21 protein-coding genes are annotated in these 25,935 nt (G+C 41.9%); 5 read left to right on the top strand and 16 right to left on the bottom strand.

What is annotated here, in order from left to right:
• Window positions 1-38 precede the first annotated feature (38 nt).
• Entirely contained in the window at window positions 39-1,838 is a 1,800-nt protein-coding gene (locus LGL98_RS25885; protein ID WP_060612143.1) for an ATP-dependent helicase, read from the bottom strand.
• Between the two features lie 279 nt (window positions 1,839-2,117).
• On the opposite strand from LGL98_RS25885, the gene LGL98_RS25890 reads away from it, so the two are divergent.
• The gene (locus LGL98_RS25890; RefSeq protein WP_060612067.1) at window positions 2,118-2,969 is read left to right on the top strand and encodes a hypothetical protein; all 852 of its coding nucleotides are present in this window, start codon (window positions 2,118-2,120) and stop codon (window positions 2,967-2,969) included.
• Window positions 2,970-3,025: 56 nt separating this feature from the next.
• On the opposite strand, the gene traN is transcribed toward LGL98_RS25890, so the two are convergent.
• From traN to LGL98_RS25930, 8 genes are all read right to left on the bottom strand, one after another.
• Window positions 3,026-6,208 (bottom strand): conjugal transfer protein TraN, encoded by a 3,183-nt coding sequence (gene traN, locus LGL98_RS25895; RefSeq protein WP_226651939.1) that lies wholly within the window; start codon window positions 6,206-6,208, stop codon window positions 3,026-3,028.
• 9 nt (window positions 6,209-6,217) lie between these two features.
• Window positions 6,218-7,255 (bottom strand): IncHI-type conjugal transfer protein TrhU, encoded by a 1,038-nt coding sequence (trhU, locus tag LGL98_RS25900; RefSeq protein WP_004026524.1) that lies wholly within the window; start codon window positions 7,253-7,255, stop codon window positions 6,218-6,220.
• A complete protein-coding gene (locus LGL98_RS25905) occupies window positions 7,252-8,613 on the bottom strand; it encodes a TrbC family F-type conjugative pilus assembly protein (protein WP_004026523.1) in 1,362 nt (453 codons plus the stop codon). The genes trhU and LGL98_RS25905 overlap by 4 nt, the downstream gene beginning before the upstream one ends.
• On the bottom strand, window positions 8,600-9,124 hold the full coding sequence (gene lepB, locus LGL98_RS25910; RefSeq protein WP_226651941.1) for a signal peptidase I: 525 nt from the start codon (window positions 9,122-9,124) through the stop codon (window positions 8,600-8,602). The genes LGL98_RS25905 and lepB overlap by 14 nt, the downstream gene beginning before the upstream one ends.
• A 137-nt stretch (window positions 9,125-9,261) precedes the next feature.
• Window positions 9,262-13,506, bottom strand: a complete 4,245-nt coding sequence (locus LGL98_RS25915; RefSeq protein WP_060612072.1) for an Ig-like domain-containing protein — start codon at window positions 13,504-13,506, stop codon at window positions 9,262-9,264.
• A gap of 127 nt (window positions 13,507-13,633) precedes the next feature.
• The gene (locus tag LGL98_RS25920; RefSeq protein WP_004181791.1) at window positions 13,634-14,170 is read right to left on the bottom strand and encodes a hypothetical protein; all 537 of its coding nucleotides are present in this window, start codon (window positions 14,168-14,170) and stop codon (window positions 13,634-13,636) included.
• Complete coding sequence (locus LGL98_RS25925; RefSeq protein ID WP_060612074.1) at window positions 14,158-14,562, bottom strand: hypothetical protein; 405 nt, start codon at window positions 14,560-14,562, stop codon at window positions 14,158-14,160. Before LGL98_RS25925 ends, LGL98_RS25920 begins: the two co-directional genes overlap by 13 nt.
• A complete protein-coding gene (locus tag LGL98_RS25930; protein WP_004196672.1) occupies window positions 14,537-14,995 on the bottom strand; it encodes a hypothetical protein in 459 nt (152 codons plus the stop codon). Before LGL98_RS25930 ends, LGL98_RS25925 begins: the two co-directional genes overlap by 26 nt.
• A 683-nt stretch (window positions 14,996-15,678) precedes the next feature.
• Here LGL98_RS25930 and LGL98_RS25935 point away from each other — a divergent pair.
• From LGL98_RS25935 to LGL98_RS25950, 4 genes are read left to right on the top strand one after another with little or no spacing between them, the layout of a single operon-like run.
• Window positions 15,679-16,482 (top strand): metallophosphoesterase, encoded by an 804-nt coding sequence (locus LGL98_RS25935; RefSeq protein WP_004181793.1) that lies wholly within the window; start codon window positions 15,679-15,681, stop codon window positions 16,480-16,482.
• Window positions 16,472-17,188 carry a hypothetical protein gene (locus LGL98_RS25940; RefSeq protein WP_065810699.1) on the top strand — a complete coding sequence of 239 codons (717 nt, stop codon included), beginning with the start codon at window positions 16,472-16,474 and terminating at the stop codon, window positions 17,186-17,188. Before LGL98_RS25935 ends, LGL98_RS25940 begins: the two co-directional genes overlap by 11 nt.
• Window positions 17,175-17,675, top strand: coding sequence for a hypothetical protein (locus tag LGL98_RS25945; RefSeq protein ID WP_060612078.1), 501 nt, complete (start codon window positions 17,175-17,177; stop codon window positions 17,673-17,675). The genes LGL98_RS25940 and LGL98_RS25945 overlap by 14 nt, the downstream gene beginning before the upstream one ends.
• Window positions 17,647-18,063 (top strand): hypothetical protein, encoded by a 417-nt coding sequence (locus LGL98_RS25950; RefSeq protein WP_014386510.1) that lies wholly within the window; start codon window positions 17,647-17,649, stop codon window positions 18,061-18,063. Before LGL98_RS25945 ends, LGL98_RS25950 begins: the two co-directional genes overlap by 29 nt.
• A gap of 26 nt (window positions 18,064-18,089) precedes the next feature.
• On the opposite strand, the gene LGL98_RS25955 is transcribed toward LGL98_RS25950, so the two are convergent.
• The 7 genes from LGL98_RS25955 to LGL98_RS25985 are packed head-to-tail and all read right to left on the bottom strand — an operon-like array spanning window position 18,090 to window position 25,934.
• On the bottom strand, window positions 18,090-20,807 hold the full coding sequence (locus tag LGL98_RS25955; protein WP_060612080.1) for a TraC family protein: 2,718 nt from the start codon (window positions 20,805-20,807) through the stop codon (window positions 18,090-18,092).
• Window positions 20,808-20,851: 44 nt separating this feature from the next.
• Entirely contained in the window at window positions 20,852-21,589 is a 738-nt protein-coding gene (locus LGL98_RS25960) for a TraV family lipoprotein (RefSeq protein WP_072011307.1), read from the bottom strand.
• Window positions 21,590-21,598: 9 nt separating this feature from the next.
• Window positions 21,599-22,450, bottom strand: coding sequence for a thioredoxin domain-containing protein (locus LGL98_RS25965; RefSeq protein WP_060612082.1), 852 nt, complete (start codon window positions 22,448-22,450; stop codon window positions 21,599-21,601).
• A 2-nt stretch (window positions 22,451-22,452) separates the two neighbouring features.
• Entirely contained in the window at window positions 22,453-22,917 is a 465-nt protein-coding gene (locus tag LGL98_RS25970) for a membrane protein (protein WP_032721051.1), read from the bottom strand.
• A 2-nt stretch (window positions 22,918-22,919) separates the two neighbouring features.
• Window positions 22,920-24,290, bottom strand: a complete 1,371-nt coding sequence (locus tag LGL98_RS25975; RefSeq protein WP_032721050.1) for a TraB/TrbI/VirB10 family type IV secretion system protein — start codon at window positions 24,288-24,290, stop codon at window positions 22,920-22,922.
• Complete coding sequence (locus LGL98_RS25980; protein WP_065810701.1) at window positions 24,250-24,768, bottom strand: hypothetical protein; 519 nt, start codon at window positions 24,766-24,768, stop codon at window positions 24,250-24,252. Before LGL98_RS25980 ends, LGL98_RS25975 begins: the two co-directional genes overlap by 41 nt.
• The gene (locus tag LGL98_RS25985; protein WP_004026506.1) at window positions 24,765-25,934 is read right to left on the bottom strand and encodes a TraK domain-containing protein; all 1,170 of its coding nucleotides are present in this window, start codon (window positions 25,932-25,934) and stop codon (window positions 24,765-24,767) included. Before LGL98_RS25985 ends, LGL98_RS25980 begins: the two co-directional genes overlap by 4 nt.
• Between the last annotated feature and the right edge of the window lies 1 nt (window position 25,935).

Below are 25,935 nucleotides of genomic sequence, written 5' to 3' on the forward strand. Positions count from 1 at the left end.
AACTAAAGCTATTAACAAATTTATACATCAACCATGATTCATTGTAAACACATATCTTCACTTCCATCAATACATGAGTTTTCTTCTGATAATTCAACTACTTTCGGGAACGACTCCGTGATGAACGCTGATGGTTTTCCATGCCAGGTTATGTAAAGTTCAAGCTCTGCTCTTGTCATACCAACAAAAAATAAACGTCGTTCCTCTTCTATACCTTCATCACCGATAACTTTTGGTGAGGGTATTTGATCATGGTTGCAGTTAATGATTAGTACTTTTTTCCATTCTAGCCCCTTGGAGCCATGGAGCGTGCAGAGACATATGCCGCTTTGCTCTGTTTCACTTGATTCCTTCTTGTTACCCATGGTCATGCCAGCTGCAATATTTAGCATCTTAAGCCATCCATCTTTCATTGCCCAACGGTAACATGACATTAATGAGATCCGGGTTACTGACGGTTCACCTTTCGTATTGGACATCTTATACCCGGCCATTTCTAACCATTCTCTGATTTTTTTAAATCGGTTTTCAATTTCTTCTTTGATACGTGTATCAGTCATCATCATTGCCATGTGCTTGTGAAGCGTTTTGGTAAGAACTGATACATCAGGGGGTAATTCAATTTGTTGAAAAGTTACTTTTCTGGAACTCATCTGCTTCCAAACAGTGTCCAGAATTTGCTCATCTTCATTGAGGAAAGATAGAACTCGTTTCATAAGTCCGATGTTACTTGGCTGTCGGAAAAAGGAGAAGAGGTGAAGGATGTTGCTTGGTTCTAATGCTTCCCAGAAGGATTTCCCCCCTATCCTCGAAACCGGCACTTCAAGATAACTTTCCATTTTGTCGAGCGTGGTGTTGTTTCGGCTTAAAATAGCCCAATCATGTGGGTTTTTCTCTACCAACCCCTTGATCACTTCAAATTGGTCTTCAGCGTTATCCGATCTTATAAAAGTTACTTTTCCTTTGTCCCCATGCCTGCCTGATACAAGACTCTTTTCATAGCGGGCTTTGTTCTTCCTGATCACAGTATCAGCAAATTTTAGTATCAATGGTGCGCACCTGAAACATTTGGTCAGGTGAAAAACGTTTGGGTTATACGTTTTATCGAATTGACGAAAGATTTTAACTCCCCCTGCATCTCTGAAGCTGTAGATTGTCTGGTCATCATCTCCAACGATAGTGGTGTTAATGCCTCTCTTCGCGTGCTCAGATATCCATGTGAACTGAATACCATCAGTGTCCTGTACTTCATCAACAATCAGATGGGTAATACTTAAAGGCCTCATTTTATCTGCACTCAACATGCCCACTACGTACTTTGAAAGCGAGTTAAAATCTGCAACATTATCCTTTTTGCAAAATCTCATGTACTCGTTGTAGAAAGCCACCTGGTCACGAGTATATTTAATCCTGATAATGTCCGGGTTCAGCTCACGGCCAATACCGTCAATGAATGGCATGATGTCGTTCACACTTTCATGATAGTTCAGATGCTTTTGTACACGTGATACCATAGCCATCTGCTTGTGACCTATCAAAAGCCCCCCATTCCAACCGGTCTGGGTTACCATTTTTTTTATAAACCCATGAAATGTATCGACTTCTATTCGGTTGATAAACTTTGGTTCTATCATTTTTTGGAGGCTATTTTTTAAAGAGTCAGTTGCTGCACGGGTAAAGGTCACCAGTGATACCCTGGCCAAAGGATGGCGTTGAAAAATTGCTTTTGTTCCCTCCTTCATCGTGAATGATTTGCCACTCCCAGGACAAGCAATCACCATCGTGTTTTTATCCATATTCCGTATTACACGTTCTTGTTCTTCAGTACTTGACGACATCTTAACTCCCTCATGTTTCTGCATAGATCATGTCACATTCAGGAATTTTTTTTTGGATATATAGCCTTTTTTGAGTTTTTTTCATGATTTTATATCACCACCAATACATATTCTTGTCTATGTCGAGTGTTTATCAATCAATCATGAAATTTATGGCTACTTACACGTCTTAGACACTCATGGCTTATGCCTGTTATTTTTAATGGTATCTAAAATACCCCCTTGCACCGGTGTTTTATTATGAAATAATCAGTTTAAACAAACCACTGGGACGCACTAATGAAAAGAACACTGACAGCTGTACTGGCCTGCTCTCTTCTTGCAGGATGCGCAACACAACCATCGAGTCCAGAAAATCGCATGTTCACTAAAGAACACGGTGTTTATTGGCATGCAGATCCAAAAAAATCCCTCGCCGCGAATGCGTATTCCCTGGCTGGGGTTCAGGTAAATGTCGAGGAAGCGGAGAATGCTTCGGGAGGCGTTGATGAAGGTCTTGCCTCCAAGATGCTTTTGAACACTGCTACTGGAGCAATCACCGGCGGACTTAAAGCAGGTATTGGTATGTTTACGGCCTCACTATACAGTGAGGCGGATGCTGAGTACCTGCAGGTGCCTCAATTTGTTGTTTTTGTAAAGAACCCACACAACCTTCCGATCGACGATTCGACACTAGTTAAGTCTGGCGCATCAATTATTATTGAAGCCCTCAAGGATATACCCAAATATAATAATTCGAATTATGACAGTCAGAAAGTAGCACTCAATCAATGTGTCGTCGTCAAATCTGTCATAAATAAATGGGATACTTGTGATACACCTTCTGCTGTAACTGGCGCAGGTGGCAGTGGCAAAGAATTTCTCACATTCCAGGTCATACGCCCTGCTACCGGTGATGAACTATCAATTTTAAACTTGCCGAAGGGAAATTATTCAATCATTCGCTATATGGGGTTTGTTCCTAAAGATTTGGTTTTCGATACATCTTCGTTTCCTGGTTTTCGGTTGATGCCTCAAGACTCACGAACGTCTCCTGGCTTCGCAAGCGTAACTATTAACGGAAAAGAGTACTATTTCATTAAAGGTAGTCTTGGACAAAGAGGTTTCCCTCTCAAAAAACACATTGGATAAAAATACATAAAAAAGCAAAGCAACTATTAAAAAAACCGGGTTTCCCCGGTTTTTCTTTAATTTATTACAGCTCCGGTAACAGGGTCAGTGTAGACTGTCCCTACTTCACAAATTGCAGGTCTCGGCAAGTACGAGCAGTCGACATTCTCTGCTTTAAGTGCCTGAACATTCTCCTCTCTTGCCTTCGTCATATTGACATTACCACCCATTGATTCTAAAGCTCGCTCTGAAGGTAACTGTGCATTATCATTCTTATAAGGTCCCATATTAGAGACAGAACTCTCTGTGAAGGCCGCGTACTCATCAGGGACTTCTCCAGCTACAACTGCTGATTCAATATATTCAGTCATATCGATTTTATCCCAGTTAAGTTGCTGTACCTGTGAGATAGTCAACCCTACACAACCACTTTCTACAGGATTTATTCCTAATTGCGGATACGCCTGCTGCATAATAACTCTAGATAATAACGAGTTATAGCAACACATATCTGTCGCTTTTTTTATGCATTTCTTTGTGAAACCGACGTTGAGATATTTAACACAACGATCTGTATCAATGACAAAACATGCCCCTTGGTTTTTGTGAATTGATGCTTCCATTTCTTTTTGGTCGCATGCCAATAGCATTTCTAATAACATTTTAGTTATTTGATATGCTGTATAAATCCACCCTATTACGTTTAATGCAAGCATGAAATTTGTTACTGCCGATGAGAATACAGCCTGCCCTCCTGTTTCTGCTGCATTTTTAAAAACAAAGTCTCTGATCGAATCCGGCAACATGTCGTAAGCTTTATTCATCAACTGCTGTTTTATTGCAGCGAGACCGCCGGCCTGTAATCCGTCTTTGGTGAGCTCAGTTGTAACAGCGGAACCTCCACCTTCAACTGTTGATGAGCCAATAAGTCTCGATACGTTTCCTGCTATCGATTCATATGCAGAAGTTAGTGGTTCTGTCACACGTTGCCACATTTGTCCTACACTAGAAGATACACCGGAGGTCCATTGTCCGACGGCGTTCGTCATCGATGCCCACGTACCTGACTCACCACCAGTCCAGGTTGTCAGCTTTGCTGATATTTTTTCCCAGTTTGTGTTTCTGATCATTGTCCCGGCTAAGATAATTGCCTCTAGTTTTCCGGCTGCACCTTTAGGAGCTTCGCAGCAATCTGTTTTTGCCAACCCGTTTACAAAGCCTACAGAACGGCCACACCATTGCTTCTCTCCGGAGAAGACAATGCAACTATTGGGGTCGTTAGGGTCACTACACATAGCATCGCCCTGCATGTTCTGAACCATGCTGCTATAGGCTGCGACCTTACCGAAATCATTGTTTTGTTCATTCGCACCGGTATTACAAGTACCTCCTGAACATGGGATCATGCCCACGCAGGTGTTTGCTTCGTTTGTTACTGTCACAGTCCTTGTTATTCCTTCATCACAGGTCCACTTTTGTTCGTACATGTAACATTGATTAGTAGCAGAATCGAACCATCCCTCAGCGCATGTTTGGCTGGACATGGTGCATGCAGAGTTTGTCGAGTATTTTGAACATGCATCAGGCATATTCTTTATCTGGTCATAGTTGTAACAAGCTTCATTCCCATTTTCATCTTTAAGGATATTTCCTGATGCATCATACTGACATAATTTTTCTTTCCCTAAAGGATCACAAAAATATCCTTCAAGATTAGTTTTCCAGGTTAAGTTACCTTTATCACCATCATATAAAGGTGAAGCATATTGCAATATAGACTGTGGCAAACGTTTTGTGCCAACATCTAAATCTGAAAACCGGTCGAACCTGCAAAATGAACCAGCTTGCTTTACAACGTCATAACAACCTGGAGGATCCTGTATATGTTTGTCTTCAAGCTTAATATTGTCAAAAATAAGCTCTACTTCAAAGTATCCTTCACCCCCACCTCCGACCCATACCGTAGAAGACATCTCAACTTCATGATCTGCTTCTTTATAAACGGAGTTTGCAACCTGGCTTGTTATATCAATAGGTTCCTTTAATTTATTCGATTTATTTCTCTCCATGCCATTACGTGGTGGGCCATAACCAGGTTCGCGATATTCACCATCGATATGAGCAAAAATCTGCTTGCCATCAAGATTAACTTGCATGTGGTCATCCCACTCAGCATTTACTATGCTTGCTGATTTTAAGATAGCGTCCTGGTGGAAATGAAGCGTCATGCTATTGTCATAAACACCACCAGACCAGTAGTCATTACCACGCTTTCCGAACCAGATACGTATACAATTATCGCCACATACGCTTAGGTCACCATTACCACCAGAGATGTAAACTGGTACACTGAAGTCACGTGTAATAGTGCAACTACCATAATTATCTTTTTTAGGTGCATTACAGTAATATTCCTTATAATCAGGAATATGTTTTTCTTTTGTTGTAGTTGTGGTCTGTGTTGAACAGTTTTGCAGCCATTGCCCCGTACCAGCCGCTGCGTTTGCTATTTCATTTCTGCCACTTGTAAACATTGGGTCATTTGGCGAAATATTAGGGGCTGGATTGGATTTTGTTGCAGCCACCAGCGAACGATATGCTTGCCCATCATAACTATTAGCAGTGAATAATTGACTCTTACGAGTTTTTATATCGTTAATGAATCCTTTCTCGTCACCATAACTATCACCAGCATTAAACTGAACATCAGCATTATTTTGCTCTGAACTATACATTTCAGCTGTATTAGTACTAGTGATCGCGCCTCCAGGATTGGGGTTGTTACTTATAGATATACTTCCATCTTGGTTACGTGAAAGTAACTTTCCACCGTTTTCTGAACCTTTTATGTTTATATTATTACCGTTCATGTTGGGTAGCATTACCGTACCAGCGATGTCCGAACCATCAGTTTTGGCATAATTCAAAACATCATCATTTGTGAATGTTTTTCCACCATATTTCTTCAGGTCCATTGACGAACTGTTAGTACTATCAAAACCATTTATTTTGTCGGTATAAGAAGGATTTTCACTATTCTTATATTTTTCTAAAATGTCCTCTGTAGTTACTGTTGAAGTTCTGTTCGCTGCAGGATTAGAAAGATCAAAATTGTTTTCCAGTTGTTCATAAATTTCGTTTGCCGCATAGACTTTCGGTGCCATCACTATATTGATAAGCGTGACATAATACGCCCAACTGAGCGTATTAGTTACGATTGACACAGCTACGGCTAAGGAAACTGCCCTTTTAAATTGCATCTCGACTCCTTAACCCAGCCACCTTACGCAGCAATCGTTATAACGCCAAAGCATGTATACATAGTTATTTACACCTATACGTTTTCGTCCGCCCTTCCGTGTCGACCAGTCATGAACAGAATCACCAAGCCTATGACAACATTCCGGTCCTTCCGCTTCCGGTACGGGATACAGCATCGAAAGCCTGTACTGTGATCTAGGCATGAAATAACTGAATCTGCGTTCGCACATAGCATCCTGGCCCATGGTTTTCATCAACATTCCTTGCCTGTGCAACTTGGTAATCATTCGTTGAGTTAATAATGATGAAACCCTGACTGAATCGTCGTTTGCAAAAACATGGCCGGTTAGCGGATAGAGGTTACCATCACAACCTGCACAAAAATGGGCACTCAGATTGTCAGCCCCAGCTGTAACCTTCACACAGTCAGCCGCGCACCACATTGAAGCAATAGGATTTGCGAAAACAACTGCCTCAGGATTTAATACGAGCGTAAGCAGGTCATTTTCCCAGAGCGGGTCTACTTCACTAATGTAGGTAAGAGATGGGTCAATATAAGGCTCAGCGGTACAATCCCCCATAATGAGGAGCTTAAGCATCACCAGGATCGGAAACTCCCATAAGTGAACATCATAAAACCCTGCCTCATTACCCCCTTTGGGCCTGTTAGTTGCTCCTTTCCCCATATCGAAGCTGGAAGACTGAAGACTCACCCCTTCAAGGAATGGCGAACACCATGGGGACTGTACAACCTCTACTATTTTTACTGGTTGGAAAAACGACAGTTGCCATCCTACCTCTGGGACCCCATTTTGATCTGTGCAATAACATACTGGCTGAGATGGTGCAGCCCCTTCTGGTGATGAGCCTACTCCCATAATGCGCATTGGAAAAATACAGCTCCAACAGATGTTTTTAATCAAACCTTTCCAAACACCAGCCGATTGACAGATTCCGCTACCCGTCTCAGCCCCAATCGCCATTCCTGGTAAAGCCAGGCTGAGCATGACAGCAGTGAATGCTGACAAAAGTAACTTTCGAATCATTGAGCGGCCTCTTTTTCTGATTGCTGATTTATACGCGTATACTCGCGTACATCTGCCTGAGCAAACTGCTGTACTTTGAAGTAGGTTCCTTCAACCGATATGATCGTAGGAGTGGACTTAATCAGGAACCGGCTAATTATTTCAGGATTGATTTTGTACATCTGCCCATAGAACTGGCCGCGCAACTCCTCTAAATGCTTCCAGCCATCATCACGTTTGATCCGCGTAAAAATGGGCATCACTTTTCCTTCGCCAAAACGGTGACGAAACTGTATTTTGGCCCATGTCAGCTGCTCGGAATTCATTGGGTCAAAAACGATCATTGTCAGTTTCTGTGGAAATTGAGCAAGAGGATTTCCCTTCTGCCCTGCGGCAGCAATGAGGTTACCTTGGTTATCTCTAATATCTTGGTTTACCTGAATTGTTGGGTCGATATACCAGATTTTATTCTCGTCAGATACGGGAAGGGACGCCATCCACTGATTTTGCCAAGTTGATTTTATTGCGTTCTTTTTGGCCGCCTCCCAGTCATATTTATTACTTCTCTCCTCAAGTTCCTGTACAATACTTTTCTCTTTTATAGGGAATGTTTGGGCTGAAACCGGGAAGGTTGTTTTTTCTGGGTTTTCCTCGATCTGTTTCATGAAATACTTAATGTTAATCGACCCACTAATCTTGTAGGTTTTATCATCTTTTCTGTACACCATCGTTGGAACTTCTTTTACGCTATACTGGGTAAAACTTTCCGGATCGAGGGTGACTAAAGGTTCTTTTTTTATTTTTGCTTTAGATATATAATCACGCAGCACTACCTGCATCTGAATAAGGTTTTCTACACCTTCCTTAAGCCCCCTGAACACCACGCGCGCATTGTTTTCCGATGCTGTTTTAATCAGGTCTATCAATACATAGTCTGGCATGCTGAATGATGCAAATATTGTCAAGCCATTATCAGTCGATAGTTCTTCATTTTTGTTGTTATCTAATTTACGTTCGAAGTCCTGTGCAGTAATCCCCGACCTCCCAAACATTTTTTCAACGTTGGAAGACTGGGTTCGCATTGACTCGTTTTTTGACTTGTTAATTGTGTCTGCCTCTTCAGAGAAGGCCTCTGTAGACTGATTCTTTTTTATGTCCTGCGCAATATCACTCATCGCTTCCGCTTCACGCAGCTTACCTGTGTGTTCTATCACCGCACGCACACTGTCGGAGACAGAGCTGGGATTGTACCGGGGTGTGCCGACAATCGACTCTATGCTTTGAGTCTTTGCATGATCAATAGAGTCATCGGCATATGACAGAGAAGTAGCTAACAGGCAGCTAAAAAGTAACTTTTTAATACATTCAGAAGATGGCATATGCTTTTCCTGTGATTGTCGTTTCTGGTATTGTTCCCCAAAAACGGGAATCCCATGAGTAATCGGTCTGGCCAACTACGAAAATGTGTCCAGCTGGAACCGTGATTTCACGGTTCAGAATTTGCGGTTCAATATGGTATTTTTTAGCAATACGCCTTCCGTCAACCCGGAAAATACGGTCGCCATTTTTAACGTATGTTTCTGTAATCTGGATTTTGTCCCCACCCTTACCAGCAACGATTTTTATAACCTTCTCACCAGGTTTAATGAATCGAACATCTCTGTCCATGGTGAAGTTAATCATATCCCCAATTTCATAGTCCTTATCATATTTATCCACCATGTAATAATCAGCTGGAATACAGCCGTGCAGGAGTCCATGCCCCAGAGTGAAGCGGGAAAAGAACAGATGCATTAATACCGAGATGATCACCAGGTGCAGAATCAGTGATTTATCAACTCGTAAAACACCTCTTCTGTGCGGAGAAAGATATCTAAGGGACATCAACATGAGATGGGTCCTGAATGATTATTTCAGGATATTATGCCCGAAAGGAAGAGACCATTTGCTGAATAACAAGATGATTTTAATCATTTACCAAAAAAAATAGCCCCTGACTCAGGGGCTACTCAAGAGAATGACTTATGTCAGTTATTCAATGTAATGAAACTTGTCGCTGAATCACCGCTGTCATCGTAAGCCGTTATAGACACCACCAGCTTACCCTTATTTTGAGCTTTGGACAGTGTTGCAGTACTTCCGAACACACCACGAACCTGATCATTCACCTTCCAAACATAACTGGAAATCTTGCCGTCAGGATCACTGCATTTTGCAGTAAATGCCCAGCTCAGTTGCGTTTCAGTGTATGTCAGGTTACATGTAGGAGGCGTGTTCGGTATCACGTCAAAATCAACCACAACAACCCCTCTCTGACCCTGCGTACTGACAACGTCCATTTCCAGTTTATAACTACCTTCCATGATGTTCTCAAACGTCTGTGACCAGTAATTTTTGCCACCATCGACAGGCTTACCATTCAGCTTAAACGTTACATTGTCAATTGAGTCTGCCGAGTGGGCAAGCTTAACACTGGACCTCAAGGACAGGTCCAGCGGGGCCCTCATGAACTTGTTAGAGTATTTGGGAGTAACGCTAATTTCCATCGGACTCTGTTCGTTCACGATAAAAGTGTAATCAACCCGGGCTTCATTGTTCCTGTTATCCTTCAGGACATACGTCAACGTATGTGTACCCGATTTTGTTACCTGGAACACTTTCGTCCCGTTATTGTCGCTGGACAGCGTCATCACATTTTTGTCGTATTGCCAGTCCTGGGTGAACACAACTCCAGGATAAGAAACATCCACACCAGAGACTGATACGGTGAGTTCCGAAGGTATCATGGTGTATTTCAGTTTTGTATTCAGGCGTGGCTCCGGGAATTTGTATACCCAGGATTTTACGCTGATTTTCCGTTTTGCTATGGTTCTGTCTTTTGCCTCCGGCATGTAGGCCTGATACGTAAACGTTGCATACCCACGTTCATCTAACATGTCTTCGGTCAGGACGGTATCAAGCAGCCCCCCCCCTTGTTTTACGCTTCCATCAGGGAGCACCCACTCCTGGACAACTTTAGCATCAGATGAGTACTCGATATTAGGGTTCGTGTAGGTACCCTGCAAAGTAACTTTTTTACCTACCTCTACCTGCGAGTTCCCCTCAACCTTAACCGACAATTTCTTATGCTTAATGACAGTGACACGAGCACGAGTTTCTTTCCATGCCGATTTCCCGGCCATCTCGTCGGTTTCGGTGTACCGTACTTTTGCAAAGATATACTTTGGCACCTCCGAGGACGTAATCATGTATTTAACCCCCCCCTCAGTCCATTCCTCTCCATCCTCTGACCACTGGACTTCAACTGCACTACCTTGTACATCTTCATTGTTATCAGTCAGTGTCACCGGGATGCTGTGCCCCTCAAGAACCTTTCCAACCGAGATAACAGGTTTAGGTTCCCGGTAAGCAACCACCGTGAGATTATCGGTATATGAGACCTTACCTGTGTATTTGTTGGTCAGTTTGGCGCGGTATAGCCACTTACCTACTTCTTTTTGTTTGATGCTTACGCTTCGAAGTCCGGTCATATCTTCAAGCGTATTCCAGGTTGATCCATTGTTACTGGACATCTGCCATTCAGTCGGACTCAGGGAATCATAATCATCGGTACTTTTCGTTCTGAATGAGACCATTGCTGACAGAGGAACTCGGCCTACAATAAGCGATTTAGACAGCCCACCTTCGAGGTTGGCCCCTTTATACACCCTGATACTTGTTGTTGATGTCTCACGTTTGAGTACAAAATCTTTAAACGGACTGCGTACCGTAGCCACCGCGATGATGCGGTGACTACCCAGAGTCAGATCGTCCATGTTGAGCTCACCGGTCGCAATCCCCTCAGAGTTAACGGGCAGATCACCGGTCAGAGGAGTTCGCTCAGTTACCGAAACATCTTTACCGGTTTCTTCATCCGTAACCCATTTAGAGGTAACTTTGTAAACCACCACATCCCACTGCCCCATTGTGGAGGCATCGTACAATGTACAGTTACAGCTGTTATTCCATTGGCCGATGTTTACCGATACCGGTACTTTCAAACTCGTTGCTGATTTACGCTCTGCAACTTTCATATAGGCACGAATACTGAAGTTTGGAACAGTATAAACTTTGAGCACACTGGATGACTTTATACTGGCTTCATTTTCGTAGGAAGCTTCGATGTTTACATTCGTTTGCGTCCACAATGGCGCTGCAGGTACTTTTATACGCTCAGAATAAGTTACCGGCGTATCACCACCTGATTTATTCTTGTAGGTTTTAGTTTCAGCGTCCTGGCCTTCAACCTTAGTTGTAAGGACAACGTTAGCCGGTACTGATTTTGCAAGCACCTTAGCTGCGTCCCCACCAGTGATATAAACCAGTGCTGTATCCTTACCAAGAGTCTCTACCGTTTTACTCATCTTGTATGAAATTTCAGGTGCAAACGGTTCAACGGCTTTAACGGTTTTACGGTTATGAGTGGCAATGGCTTTAGAGCCTTTTGTATTAATCACATAGACGTTGTAGTCAAGGACGTTATCGCCAACTTTAGAGAAGTAACCCGTCAGGCCAGGAACTTTAGACTTCGAGTAAAATTCGAGACCAGATGGAACGTTGTTCCACTGAACATAACAGGCCGTTCCATAAACCGCAGTTCCGAACTGGCTAAGAAACGCCTGAGCGTCTTCTTCAGTAGAGAAAATCTTACAGGTATTCCCTGATTGCTGAGTAACCAGCGAAGTGTAAGGACGGACGTAACCGTAAATCGTAGACGCTGATTCGATGGACTTCAGAGTGAAAGTCATCGGCATATAGGTAAAATCGATTGAATAGGTTTTGGATATACCGTTAACATTCTCAGCAACAACCGTCAATGTATGGACTTTGTTTGTTTCGAGTGACGGCATCGGCTTTAACCGGTAGATCCCTTTGACGTTTGTGGGAGTGTATGAAGCCATGACGTTATCAATGACAACGCTCTTGATGTCGGCAACACCCTCTTCGCCCTGGAATGCAGCAATAACGATCTCATTCAGGAAGTACACCTGGTCCCGCTTAACAAGCTCTGAGCCGTCCTTGAAAACGGAAACAGATGGTTCATCAGACAGTATGAGTTTAGATTCCGGTTCGGTATAACTGGAATCATTGCCCGCTGTATTAGACACAGAATATGTTGCAACGTAAGAAGCGCTGGCCAGATCGCTTATATCAAAAAAATAAACAAATTTACCCGCAACTTCCTGATATCCGGCGACAGGTTGAAGAGTTCGACGGGACGGAGTTGACCAAATTTTGTTAAAATTAAGCTCCGTACCATCATCTAAAGTAACTTTTGTCATTGGAGAGAAGCTACCATCAGGAGCAAGTGTGAGCGACATTGCAGCAGGTTTCCACCAGTCATTGGTATCTGACCGGGCAGGAACCGAGACAGCGACAGCGATCGTCTGCGGAGCAACGTAGATATCTTTATCTCCGATCTTGAATGACCGAGCTTCTTTAGAGACGTTCCAGAAGGTATTGTCTATCGCTGGAGCGCGGTAATCCCAGCTTAATCTCACCTTAGAGGTTACTGGTGGGGAGAAGTAATTATTGAACGAGTTTAAGGTTACGCCTACATCCCTGCTTCCGAAATCGGAACTCCCATCACTGATGCCTACGCTTCCGGTCGTTATAGAACATTTTGAGGCTCCTGCAGCAATGGCGCAGGATGTCCCAGAACCGACAGACGCGACCATATCGTAGTCTCGGGGTTCAACGGTTATATCAATATTTGAGAGTGTCTCGTTTTTAATGTATGACGTCAGTGTTGAACCGGAAGAACCGTTGCTCATTGAACCTTTTATAGAAGTAATCACAGGAGCTACAGGCGGAACAGTCTTGAAGTTGTACTCCCCTTCCTTGACTATGACTTTTTCACGTTCTGAGCCCGAGTAGTAAACGATTTGCCATGGAAGTTTGATATCCCCAGCGATGGCAGGGATGCCCTTCAGGGAGAATCCATTAGCAATCGGCATACCGGAATTATTAGGTAACCATTCAAACACACATTTCAGGCTACCAGCCGTACTTTTGACATTAGGATCAGAGGACACCTCGCATCCCTCAGATACCGGAATAGCTGTAACCGTACTTTCTTTCACGAAGGCCGTATTTACTTGTGAACTGGTAGAAAATTTGACATCTGGTAACGACGTCTCCAGGGTACCGGAAACCATTATCGATTCTGCGTTTGAAAAAGCACTGAACACAGAACAGAACATCAGGAAAGAGATTTTATTAATTCTAGTCATGGAACGCTCTGATCGTAGTTATGCCATAGTTACATCTAATGTATCCTATGAACCGAGCGTATTTTTCCCATTAAGGGAAGTATCTTCATTGAAATTCCCGTAAAACGGGAATGGCTGGACAGAAAAGTTACTTTTGTAGTTGAGCATTTGCATTAAGACGCATGCACGTTAGAACCGCGTCAGATGGAACCCCTGGATTTCGGGCCAGTATGACGGATAAGAGGAAAAGACCTAAGCGAAGGCAGGCGGCAGGATCAATACTAATTTTATGTATAAAGTTAATGTCTCGCTCGTCTTTGTTGATAGCTACAACGCCCCCCTCCAACATTGCTGTGGATTTACCATCAAAAGTAACTTTTACGTTTTTGTAGACTTGCTTATTATGGTGCTTTGTTTTTTTATCTTTCAGAACAGCCTCACGAGTAAGGCGAAGAAACGCCATACACAAAGCGATCACTTCATCATCACTCAGCTTTGTTGAAAAGGCCTTTTGCCCAGTCCAGTCAAACGCGCCCGGCTTAGATGCTAAAGGCCCAGCAAGGATAAGATTCACACTGCCATTTGTCTCAGAATAATTGAGCTCAAGTGCAGTCTTGCCGGAATTAAATACCTTTTCATTTCGGTAAGGTTGATGCTGTGGAACATCATTATTTATATTTTCCACCAAATATGTCCTTCACCTTCGTTGATTAAATCCTTCACCAGACCAATGTATGTATTCCCTCCAGACTGCTTCATCGCAAAAATATAAGCACTGGTCTCTAGCATTAGATAGTCTCCCGATGGAGCACCAGGTGGAACCTCTGTAGAGCTAAGACTTTTAATGTACTCCTTTTTAACAACAGAAGGAATGTTGTTTATCATTATTGTTTTTTCATCAACGATCTTAAAATTCATACTGGTTTCAGCGCCCGCCAGACTTACGGCATGAACCGAGTTTTGCTTAAAGCTCGACAGGCTTGGTTTATTCATAGTTAGAGAATAAATACCTAGCAGGGTAATAAGTGGAACTATGAAGAAACTAACTTTTTTAATACTCACTATCTTCATCGTCATCAAATCCCCCTTGGGTCTGGCATGCAGTAATGTAAAGAATTCTAAGTTGATGTAGGAAATTTTCTGCTGTAGCACCACCTACAAATGTTATCATTCTGTTAATTCTGATGCCTGCATCTTCAAGCTCAAACTCAGCTATTCCACAATCCGACATTATTGTCATTGTGTTTTCATCTGGGTCTTCATCAAGCGAAGGGGGTATAATAATGGATAAGATAACAGTATCTACTGGAGCTATTTCCCAATTGTGTTCCTCTCGGGCCATAGGAATTATCTGAATAAAATACCCATCCAGGATCAAAGAAAGTGGATTGCGGGTGTTGTCAGCAAACCCAAAATTACTGGTTGCTTCTTCGAAGTTTAAGCCAGAGCGCTCAATAATCTTGAGAAGTTCCTGCTTTCGTACCCCATGGTAAATCATGCCATCTGTCATCTGTAGTTACTCATGTGCTTTGATGGATAGTGTGTCGCTAAAAATCATACCAAAAACAAAGTATTCCTACCTCAGCCAGAGTGAGAAAAAGTTAACTTTCGCTCTGAACCTGTAGGTTTATCTAATCTTAGCTTAACATGTAAGCTACCGATATCTGCACCGCTCATAATTCTAAGGGCTCGTATTATTCACTTGTTGAACTAGATCATCAATCGAAAGGAGCTCATTACAACGCGCCAAAAGTTACTTTTATCAGAATGCACGCAATTTAGCTCGAATAAGAATCTGGATTGTGATTTGGTAACAGGATCTTTAACTTTAGCAATCAAAGTATGCCTTGCTTTTACATTGCAGTATCACCATTTAAATCAATATGTTATAACGAAACACCAAGTGTTTGATAACATGCCTTTTCACTGGATCTGCGCTTACAAATGTGGCACTGAGGCAATTCTTTAACCTTGGAAAGAATGAGTTAGCCCGCGCTGGAGGTCAGACCTTTGGTTGCATTTAAACCGAGTGTGTTACATGCCTACATGGGAATGATTCTCATCAACCATTAAAAAGTCACTTTTACATAAATCTAACAATGTACTGAAAAAAAATATTGTAAAAATAGCTTTTTTCCTCTCTGGCGACGTCATCACATCCCTCATAAATGTATGATCACACAGAGGTGATAAATGACTATTCTTTCAAATCTAAGTATTGACCTTACTGATTTTACAGGACGAATTCTTATCGTCAGTGACCTTTATGGACATTTTGAACTGTTACTCAAGGGCCTTTCAAAACTGACCCAGTCCGGAGATGAGGTGGTTGTTATAACTACTGGTAATTTATTTGACTGGGGCCCTTCCCCCTGTCAGTTGCTTGAGGCAGTGGTTTACAAAAAATTTGGTGACAGGAAAGTTCATTTTTTCACTGTGGTAGGTTTTCATGAATTACTTATGACTGATGCTATTACTCAAAAGTACCTTAAAACCTTCAGGTACTTTCCGGATACACATACTCGTAAACACTGGAGAAGTTTAGGTGGAAGCTGGCATGACTCTTACGACCAGATTTTGCTTGAACGTGATATTTATAAAATCGATTACCCACTGGTAATAAATCTCAAAACAAAACTAGGAACATACATAATTGGTTCGTCAGATATCCCCCACGATGGTGGTAACTGGAACACTCTCATGGCAACCTTGAACAAGTTGGATAACCAAAACTTACGCATTATGGCGAGTAATATAACCAGAACTAGGTATTTTCTAGAATCAGGAAAGACAATAGATGATATATCGCTTGTAGTATTAGGGGTGCATCAACCTGATCAATTAAAACGAATTCTCACAGGGCAAACTGAACTAGCTAAATCAACCTTGTGTCTGTTCCCTAACAACTGGGATGGACTCTCAAATGCACCACTGGATTTCAAAATTCGATTTCTTGACATCACTGAAAGTGAATATGGGAGTTGCTATGAGTTTTAAGAATTTAGCTTGTGTTATCTTATTGTTTCCAAAAGCAAGCTACGTAATGGCAGGCTCTCAGCTCCAGCTAAGTTCTGATGTTATGGTTGACCAGAAAATGAAAAACATTGTTGTCCAAACAAGTTATTTTAAAAACAAAATTGACAACACAAAATTTATTCGAATTAGCAATCACACAAGATCATTCCCATTAATCCTCTCCTTACCGGAAATTAAATACTCTGTAATCATAAAAAATGGCCACAGTACGCTTCTCTCAGAAGATGATGGCATGATTTGGGTAGAACCTGGGAGTAACGTCATACTAAAAATTAAAGAAGCTGAAAAACTCTACGATTTCATTCCAATAGTCTACATTACAGGGAAGAAGAAACCAAACGTACTTACTGTTTTACCCGGTAAAGCAATTAGTGCTGCAAAAGAGACAAAGCTAATTGAATATAAAGTTTCTCCAAATCAAAAAAGAATGTCTCATAATGATAAGGTTGTTAAGTTATCAGGCTTTGGTAATATAAATAAACTGAAGAAAGGTTTTTATGAAGTACAGGTCGACAAATTTACTTCTGTGAGCTTTGATAAGGAGGCTTTTATAATTACCCGAAATAATATGCTTGCGGGATCACAATATTACACTAAAAATATTGTTGCCTATCCACATGAAAAAATAATAATGAACATTAGCGGAGAAACTCATGTTGAAAAATAGTCTGATGTTCCTTGTAATAATTTTACTAACAGCTTGTCACCACACACCCGGATGGCATAAAACGCTACCTGCGATTAACTTTAGCCCTGTTAAAACAGTTGAAATGCCAGGGAAGGTTACAGGGAAATATTCTGTTCGCGTAGTCAATGCAGGTATCGACGTATATATTATAATTGACAATGGTTATAATGAGTTTATGACTGTAGATAAACTTTCCTTATACGGAAATCGTTGCGGATATGAGTCTCAGGGGGAGTTGCTCATTCCTCCCGCTACAGTCAGTACATATATGGTTCCTAATGTAGCATTATTAGGTCTGTGCTATACAGATGATATAAAGTTAATTTTCATTAACAATACATTCAATGGTTTGTCCAAGGATAAGAAGGATACAACTGTCCCTATTGAAGTGATGATGCAGTTTAAGCTTACTTCTGCTAAAGAAAAAGAGGAATTTAATGATGTTATTTATAGCTCGTGGAATTAAAAAAGTTTGCTTAGCTGGATTCGCTATTGTTCTGACAACAAGTGCATCATGGGCCTTTACCTATACGATTGACTCAAATCCCCAAGGAGCTGTAGTCATTAATGTGATCACAAAGGAAAGAATGGGTTTGACACCAATTAAAGTGGATATACCAGATACACAGGAAGGAAAAACATTTGGTATCCTTTACAAAGACTACCGAAATGTTGCCCTCATGATATACAAACCAGCGCCAACCGCAGAGAGAGCTTTTACTAATAGTCCACCCGTTGTGGTCACTAGCGCTCTTCCTGGTGAATATCCCTTAAGTGTAAATATTGATGAAGTACGGGATAAAGTTGTTGTGGATTTGCGTCCAGTCATGTCACAACCTGTTACTTTACAATAAAAAAGGGGCTTATGCCCCTTTTCTCTTTAAGCAACCTGCCTTGTTTTCATGCCTAACTGTACTAGCTCTTCTTCATAAACCCTGTCAATTGCTTCGGCATACGTATATCCGTCATTAACAAGGTTCCATATTTTACGTCGGTCAGCCGGGTCTGTAGTAAAACAAAGCTCCATTTTACGATCAACATAAAGACGGACGATTTGTTGCACGTTCTCAAAACGAATCATAATCTCTGAAAAAACATACTTTACAGTCCTGATCATCTTCATCCGTTCATATTCTGATGCTGAAGCTGAAATATATTTATTTTTCTCCATTGAATCAATCGCCTCTGGGCTCTGCTTCATAATAAATTTCCATGGTGAGTTGTTGGCTATCGCTACACCGATTGGCGACTTGTAGAAGTCTTCGAAGCTCTGTGTAATACAGATCCCTGCACAGTTTGTTTTACGGAAACGACGCCATGCTGCTTCAAGGAATTTGGTAAAAAAGTTAACAGCAGTATCATCACCATTACTTTCGCCGATATACTCCCAGGCCTCATCAAGTATAAACAAACGACGACGACCATCCTTTTTAATAAACATAGCATGCTGTGCCGCCTGGATTATCGACATTAACACAACCCACTGAAGATGTGGTGTAGGTTTGAGTTCTTCAAGTTCAAGTACAATGAAGCGGCTATTAAAATTAATGGGTGGCAATGATGTTGTAAACCTCCTACCGTAAATGCCGCCTTCACACCAAGGTCCAAGTTGAATGCCTATATCTTTAATTTCTTGTATCTCATGCTTCATGCATTTTTTAGCGAAGCCAGTAACTGAAGGAAGATATCCATCTTCAGGGCTATTTGATTCCTCAGCAATAAGACGAATCATTTCTGCTTCCTGTAAAGAACTAATGTTACCATTACTTGAAGCCATTAGTTTTAGTTGATTCAGAACCATGATTGTTTGAGCAATAATGTCTGATTCTTTACTTTCTTCACCTGAATTTCCCGTTAACCCCTCCAATGATTCATCTCCTGTATATTTTCTCACCAGGAAAGCGAAAGGGTTAAGAGAAAAGGTAGCGTCAACTCCAAAATCAATAAACTGAGAGTCCTCAAATTGCTCAGCAAGCCCTTGATATGAACGTCCGATATCAACAACAAACACCTGAGCACCATCTGGTGACGCATTAAATTTGCCATTCAGGTCCAGAGGCGGATCGTATTTATCTGCCGTAAGCAGACCTCTAATATCATCAAAATGATAAAGCGGATTTATATGCTCGCCAGAACAAAGATAGTTGAGAATAATGTTGTTTGCTGCAAATGATTTACCTGCCCCTGAGGTAGCCCCTACGCATACGTTATAACTGGCTGAAGTTTCGAAAATATCAATCATAACCAACTGCCCCTCGCGGGTTACAAATGGAATGACTGGATTTGTGGAGTTTCCTTTCCACGGGCCAAAGATAGGAGCTAGGTGAGCCGCACCCTTATTAGTCATTACATCACCACGATCCATATCTCTAAAAGTCGACGGATCATTACATAAAGGTAAAGCCGACATGACACCGGAAAAACAAATGTAACTATCATCAGCCACAACGATTTTTTTCTCGCTGTAATAGTTAATTAGACTTTTTGCAGCTATTTTCACTTTTTCCAGTGTATTATCCATGACGATAAATGTCATGTAAGTTTGTAGTAGTTTAGCTTTATCCTCCAACTCTCTAGTCAATGCCGAGTAATCCTTGTCCATATCGGCAAGGCGAGGAAGATATTTTATAACAATAGGTATTTTTGACTGATTATCTGTTATCGCTTTATAACGAAGATACTCTTTCTGTATTTTCTTTTGATGTGGGAATTGTATACAGAAGTTGATAATAAAAGGAGAGAAAATGGTTTTGCTTCCAGTCATCCAGTCAACAACCAGCTCGTAAACAGCACCAAAGTTGACATATTCAGGGAATTTTGTCATCGACAAATGCTTAAAATATCGTTGAGCTGTCTCATCATCATCAGCAGACAATGACGCGAAATAATCCTCCCCCACCTCATATTTCCTTCCTGGAATGTTGACCTGATTATTTAATGGCATTAATGTACTAGCTTCAAGTCCACCATATTTCCATCTGGAGTCTTTTCCGGGGTTTAATATTTTATCAACACTGTACAACCATGTATCAGCATTACCAACAATTGGTGACAAGGTTAAACCTTCTAGTTTAGATAGAAGGTCTTTAAAAAGGCCATCCAGTTGCATGGATTCGGATTCATTAGGAGAAAAACCTTTAATAGGTATCCTAACCGTTACCCACAACTCGAAATTCCTAAGCTTCAAATCATCAGCTTGCGTGATCTTAATGCCATCAGCTTCTTTCAAAGGCTCATATTGACTTTTTGTCAGGTAATCCAGTGAGTATACGGTAAGAAGATCAGCTTTTTCATTATCCCTACCTCCCATCCTGTTACCTCTGCGACGTAACCAACGGGACAATGATATGTTGACATCCGGTAAAGCGGCCAGTGTCATTTGCATAATGGACTCCGCAGGAAAATCCATTTTAAACAGATCCGTCAATAGGTTTTGTTGGTTATCATACAATCCAGGAGAAGGGTTGCAGACAAAAAAGAAACCTACCGCGTTATCTTCCAGCAAAAAATAAGGGGCATCCACCATTTTGTCGACCACGGGAATGAAATGCCCTAAGTTATATCTTTCAAGTTCTTTTGCGAGACGTGAATTGTTCATACTGTTACCTTACATTCCGTGGAACACTATATTTATGCGTGTGGCTAGAAAGAACTACCGGTAACCCCATTCGCCGTTACGCCTTTAGTACTACGTTGCTGCTGCTGCATGTTGTCACGAGCGCGTTCCTGAATTTCCAGTGGGACAATTCGCGCCGGATTTTTTAATGCTGAATCACCTGCCACCCACGTTTGAGGCTTAACATTGACATATACATAGCCAGGGAGGTTCAAAGCGTCGTTATCGTCTGTGTAAGGCGCGATAAGCACACGCATAACTTTGCCTTGTCTTAACACAGCCAGCGGCTCAGGAGCGATAACAGCTTGTCTCGTACCCTGTACCTGATACTGACGCTCTTGATATGAACTCAGCGTTGGGTTTACCGGCTTGCCATCAAATTCTGAATACAGTCCCTTTCCTGCTGGTACGCGCTGCTGCGACACATAACTCGCTGTTGTCAGCGGCTTCACCGGCTTAGGAGTTCCGGTGAACAAGGGTTTAGGGCCAGCACTTAGTACCGGTTTCTTTGGGTACTGCACGCCCGGTGGCGGAGTCAACGACGTTGGATATTTGCTATCTGCAATATCCTGCTTTCCCTCATCACCTTCCTTTTTTAAATATTTGAGATCGTCATGATTGTTAGTGGCTTCCATAATTGCCCGAGGCCCCATACACAGCACACCTTTTTCAATACCTGGGCAGCTGCTCTCAGATTGACCTATGCAACCTGATAAAGAAGACACCGCAGCAACAGACATGAGAAATTTCGTGATATTGTTCATTTATATACCTTATTTGTTAAAGGGATTTTTAAGCAAAGGTTGTAAGTTCAGTTTTAACCAGTTTTTATAATCAGTCGGTAATCCATTGCCCAACACTCCATCTTCACGAACTACAGATGGGATGCCTTGAACGTTATAAATGGATGCCAGGTATAGACCTGTAACGATAGGTTCTACTGAACAATCTTTCAGATTTTCATGAGGAATAAGCCGGTTGTTTATATCTTTTGATTTTCCTAATAACGACTGAAGAATATCGTAATTGGTAATTTTACCAGCTTTAACAGAGCACCACATTTGTTTTACCCGTTTAGCTGAGTCGCCAGGGCTGGGTAAAATAACAATATCAAAGCGAACAACTTCCCTTTCTTCATTCATCTTTTTCAGAAAGTCAATACAATCTTGACAATCAAGAGAAATGAATATAACTGCCTGTCGTTTGAGGGACGGATTCCCGAACTGGATAGTAAAGGCATCCTCAGGTTTGAACGGTGCTTCGTTCAATGGTAAAAAGTAACTTTCTCGGATATCTGATATCGAGTGCACTTGTTTTTTCCTGAGAACATCATAAACTTTACCTTCTGAAAAAGAGTAGCGACCCGTTGTGGTAACTAGGGTGAAGCCACTTCGCTGATCCTCAAATAAAAAAATCCCACCCGTCGGTAAGTAGACAGCATCCTTTGGCTGGTAAGGACTAAGCTGGCTAACTAATCCCCTTGACGACTGATTTAAAGCGAGACCATTTTCAGCAGCAGCGCGTGTTAACGCCGCAGCTTCTGCATCATACTTATCAGCTGCAGCAGAATGAGTTGAATGGAGTAGTGCTATACACGCGAGCAACTTGATAAGTAACTTTCTCATAATCACTGTTTACCCTCAAAATATTTAGGGTCTATACCATATTCAGTCAGTTCGCTTTCTACTTCTGATTCATCTATGTAAGCTATTTCATTTACTGTTGATGGTCGTGTAATGACATAATTCATATCGAGCACCAGGAAATCACGTGCTCGGTAAAGTGCCATCAACTTGCGAATATAAGGGAGATAACCTTCACTTTTTCCATTGTGTGCTTTTAAATACTGTTCATTTAAAGCAGAAGGGTTAAGAATGGCAATTTTTACGCTCTTATGAAACAGTCCGTCTCCTTCATTCATTCTCTTCCCAATATACACTGAAATACATACCAGGATAGCGACGACAATGATGATTTTAACAGCCTTTTCGACTAAAGAATAAGACAGTGAGAATGTCAGGCTTTTCTGTTCGCTTGACACTTTTTCAAAATCAGCGTCATGTTGGTCTTCATCTTTTACTGGTTGAGTCATGTTTATTTCGCCGATAAATTGGTTGGGATGGATGCACCACTAAGAACGACAAAAGTCGCATTAATACCCGGAGAAAGCTCTACAACTGGCCACTGCTGATCAATGATGTGGGTATACCAGTCTGTCAGCTTGTTTAATCCTCCTGAGACCATACCGCTTGCACCCACAGCGCCAAGAGCACCAATATTAGGTCCCTGGTATTGTGCTTGTGAGTTAGGGTCGATATTCAACTGGCTAACTTTGCTTGGGCTCAGTCCCTGCGCCAGCGCACTAAGTCCACCTGCAAAAGCACTACCCATAATGGCGTTACCGTTTCTGGAGATAAGCGTACCTTTGATACCGGCTTTACCATCGATTTCACTAACAGCGTATGCCTCCAATTTGATATCAAAGCTTTTGCCTTTAGAATTAACACAGCTCAGACTAGTTGTGCGGATATAGACTCGTTCAGAAGCCATATCTCCACGAGCAGTCCCTAAGAGGTTGCAGTCACGTAGATCCATTCTGTAGTTATTGGGTAAAAACACATCGCGTTTAACCCTGAACGTTACTCCCAAAGGTTCTTCTTGAGACGACAATGATGTCGGCGCTTCAACACCTGTCACCAGAACTGCATACAGTTGAGACGTAGCAGGCAAATACTGGTCTTCAGCACGCTTTGAGTGGCGAGCATTGCTATCAACCGGCTTAGTACCATCTCCTGCGATAGCAGCTCCAGGTCCAGCTTTAACGACCCGCTTTTGATTCGCGTTAGTAATGTTCTTTTCAACAATTGGTGTCACTTCAAGCACACCGTTATTGGCCGTGGTAATGCTGTTGCTGGTTATAGTGCGTACCAACTGAGTACGTTGAGGCGCAATCCCTCCTGCAACTGGTATTTCCTGATTGCGATTCCCTTCTGCATTACGGTTTAGCTGATAGGCTGGATTTTGCTGCTGATTTTCATAGACCGGCTGGCCTACGCGGTTATCAAGACTACGATTGCTCGCAGGTCCCTTTCCATTCTGCATATCAGAGATCTGTTGGTTCAGTTGCTTAATTTGGATTTTAAGTTCAGTCAGCTCACTGGAATTTTCGGCCTTATATTTTTCCATTTGCTTTACCTGATCCAACATGTTTTGTTGATCTTTACGGTTTTCCTGCTGAACTGTTTGCAAAAACCTTTTCTGACCTTCTTCATCCATATTGACGATGGAAGAAGTGTCAAGCAAGTTAGTCACAGGCTTAATTTTTTTAGCTTTCTTGCTCGAATCATCTCCGCCCATAAGCGTCATGGTTACCATCACAAGAGCCGCTAATGCTAGGACAAGCAAAAAAGCAATTCGAATTGCTTTATTTTCTTCCCACAATTCCTTCAGCTTCAAAGTTTTCATTATATTGACCTTTATTACTTGGTGGTAAATATCTCTTTACCCTCAATGACCTGACCTTTTCATCTATCTGCGGTACAGAGTAAGGAGGCTCAGCCCGTAAATTTTTGAAAACGTTATTTTCGAGTTGCTCATAGAACTGACTATCACTATCCAGTTCAATGTGAGGCAACTCTATTGCCTGTTCATTGGTTTTCTGATCAAGTGTGGTGATGCTTTTTTCATCAAAACTTTCATCCGGTTTTGAATCTAAGCTACCCTTTCGAGTGAAATCCTTATCAGATAGCAATTTGTCAGAGTCATATACCTTAAAATCATCAAAGCTAGGGGGCGCTGATTCTTGCACTGTATATTCCGATGGCACAATTTGAACCATCGCGGTGCGTTCCTTTGCTAAATTTCCTATAAAAAAGCCTGCCCCTAGACCAACACTGAACAAAATGCCCCAAGTGAAAATTGAAAAGTTACTTTTCTTTGTCATTCATTAATCAGACTTGGTCGTTTAGTTACTCGTGACTCCCGTTCCTGGTAAAGCTTGTCACGAAGGATATACAGCTCAGTCTTTTCACCCGGTTGTAAGAATGCTTTATCAAAGATTGCGGTAGCAATCACACCTGGTGTTATGCATTTTTGGTCATCAACAACCGATGGATATGTCAGTGTGTTTTGCACAAGAATGACATCAACCAGTTCACGAGCCCCAATAAGACGTTGCCCAAGTTTTGCGTAAAAATTAAACCGGCAAGGGGATTTTTCGTTATTAGGTATAACCGAAAGTTTATCTAGTTGGAGTGCAAAACCGGTAGGTACCTCACCGTTAGCAACGGGATAAAGAATATCTATTATCCTTTGTTTGCGGTCATCCTGAGCAATAGCTTTTTCGTCAAGCTCACCCGATTGCGCTTTTTCAAGAAGTTCTTTATTTGTGTTTTCAGCGATATGGCGATCACGTTCAATGGCCATGTTTCGCGTTAACTGTGTTTGAACACGAATCATAGCTCCCGGTACATCGATGGGGATCAATGTCAGGTTATATGTTGATTCAGGAACCCCTTCTTCGGACAACATGATACCTATAGGCGCATCTTTTACAGTTGTTATAAAGACACTGCCACCTTCTACATAGATGGTTGTATCTTCTGACGGTGCAGTTGTAGAAACGCTTACGTTCTTAAAAGTCGTCTGGATACGGTTTTGTAAACCTAATGAAACAGGGAGAACAATGTTTCCACCCGGCGGCACCGTGACGTTTTGCATTGGCTGATACCGTTTTTTTGCTTCGTTTACCGCTTTCTGTCCAGGCCCCTCAGAAGGGGTATTGTTCAACAGGGAATCGGTCATTGACCGAACCGCTGGTGAAGAAGCACTCGCTGGTGAAAGTCCGGGGGCAGCAGGTAGTGCAGTTGTCGGGCGGTTCGAATTAACAGGCGGCTGATTGCTGTCAATTGGTGGTTGATTAACAGCCACTGTCCCCGGAACTTGTTTAACTGCATTAGTTACAATATTCATAGCTTCGGCGGAATCAGGTGGTTCATCGAAAGCTTGTGTATTCACTGCCGACGCCGGAATACTGAACGGTTCATCTGCATGAACAAATGGAGCCAGCACGTTTAATGTGATTAGTATACCTAAGAGTTTTCTTTTCATA

Source organism: Klebsiella africana, assembly GCF_020526085.1.
Lineage (GTDB): Bacteria > Pseudomonadota > Gammaproteobacteria > Enterobacterales > Enterobacteriaceae > Klebsiella > Klebsiella africana.

Coding starts and splice junctions, on each gene's coding strand:
- LGL98_RS25885 (WP_060612143.1), bottom strand. CDS start 1,838: ATGTCGTCAAGTACTGAAGAACAAGAACGTGTAATACGGAATATGGAT.
- LGL98_RS25890 (WP_060612067.1), top strand. CDS start 2,118: ATGAAAAGAACACTGACAGCTGTACTGGCCTGCTCTCTTCTTGCAGGA.
- traN (WP_226651939.1), bottom strand. CDS start 6,208: ATGCAATTTAAAAGGGCAGTTTCCTTAGCCGTAGCTGTGTCAATCGTA.
- trhU (WP_004026524.1), bottom strand. CDS start 7,255: ATGATTCGAAAGTTACTTTTGTCAGCATTCACTGCTGTCATGCTCAGC.
- LGL98_RS25905 (WP_004026523.1), bottom strand. CDS start 8,613: ATGCCATCTTCTGAATGTATTAAAAAGTTACTTTTTAGCTGCCTGTTA.
- lepB (WP_226651941.1), bottom strand. CDS start 9,124: ATGTTGATGTCCCTTAGATATCTTTCTCCGCACAGAAGAGGTGTTTTA.
- LGL98_RS25915 (WP_060612072.1), bottom strand. CDS start 13,506: ATGACTAGAATTAATAAAATCTCTTTCCTGATGTTCTGTTCTGTGTTC.
- LGL98_RS25925 (WP_060612074.1), bottom strand. CDS start 14,562: ATGACGATGAAGATAGTGAGTATTAAAAAAGTTAGTTTCTTCATAGTT.
- LGL98_RS25930 (WP_004196672.1), bottom strand. CDS start 14,995: ATGACAGATGGCATGATTTACCATGGGGTACGAAAGCAGGAACTTCTC.
- LGL98_RS25935 (WP_004181793.1), top strand. CDS start 15,679: ATGACTATTCTTTCAAATCTAAGTATTGACCTTACTGATTTTACAGGA.
- LGL98_RS25940 (WP_065810699.1), top strand. CDS start 16,472: ATGAGTTTTAAGAATTTAGCTTGTGTTATCTTATTGTTTCCAAAAGCA.
- LGL98_RS25945 (WP_060612078.1), top strand. CDS start 17,175: ATGTTGAAAAATAGTCTGATGTTCCTTGTAATAATTTTACTAACAGCT.
- LGL98_RS25950 (WP_014386510.1), top strand. CDS start 17,647: ATGATGTTATTTATAGCTCGTGGAATTAAAAAAGTTTGCTTAGCTGGA.
- LGL98_RS25955 (WP_060612080.1), bottom strand. CDS start 20,807: ATGAACAATTCACGTCTCGCAAAAGAACTTGAAAGATATAACTTAGGG.
- LGL98_RS25960 (WP_072011307.1), bottom strand. CDS start 21,589: ATGAACAATATCACGAAATTTCTCATGTCTGTTGCTGCGGTGTCTTCT.
- LGL98_RS25965 (WP_060612082.1), bottom strand. CDS start 22,450: ATGAGAAAGTTACTTATCAAGTTGCTCGCGTGTATAGCACTACTCCAT.
- LGL98_RS25970 (WP_032721051.1), bottom strand. CDS start 22,917: ATGACTCAACCAGTAAAAGATGAAGACCAACATGACGCTGATTTTGAA.
- LGL98_RS25975 (WP_032721050.1), bottom strand. CDS start 24,290: ATGAAAACTTTGAAGCTGAAGGAATTGTGGGAAGAAAATAAAGCAATT.
- LGL98_RS25980 (WP_065810701.1), bottom strand. CDS start 24,768: ATGACAAAGAAAAGTAACTTTTCAATTTTCACTTGGGGCATTTTGTTC.
- LGL98_RS25985 (WP_004026506.1), bottom strand. CDS start 25,934: ATGAAAAGAAAACTCTTAGGTATACTAATCACATTAAACGTGCTGGCT.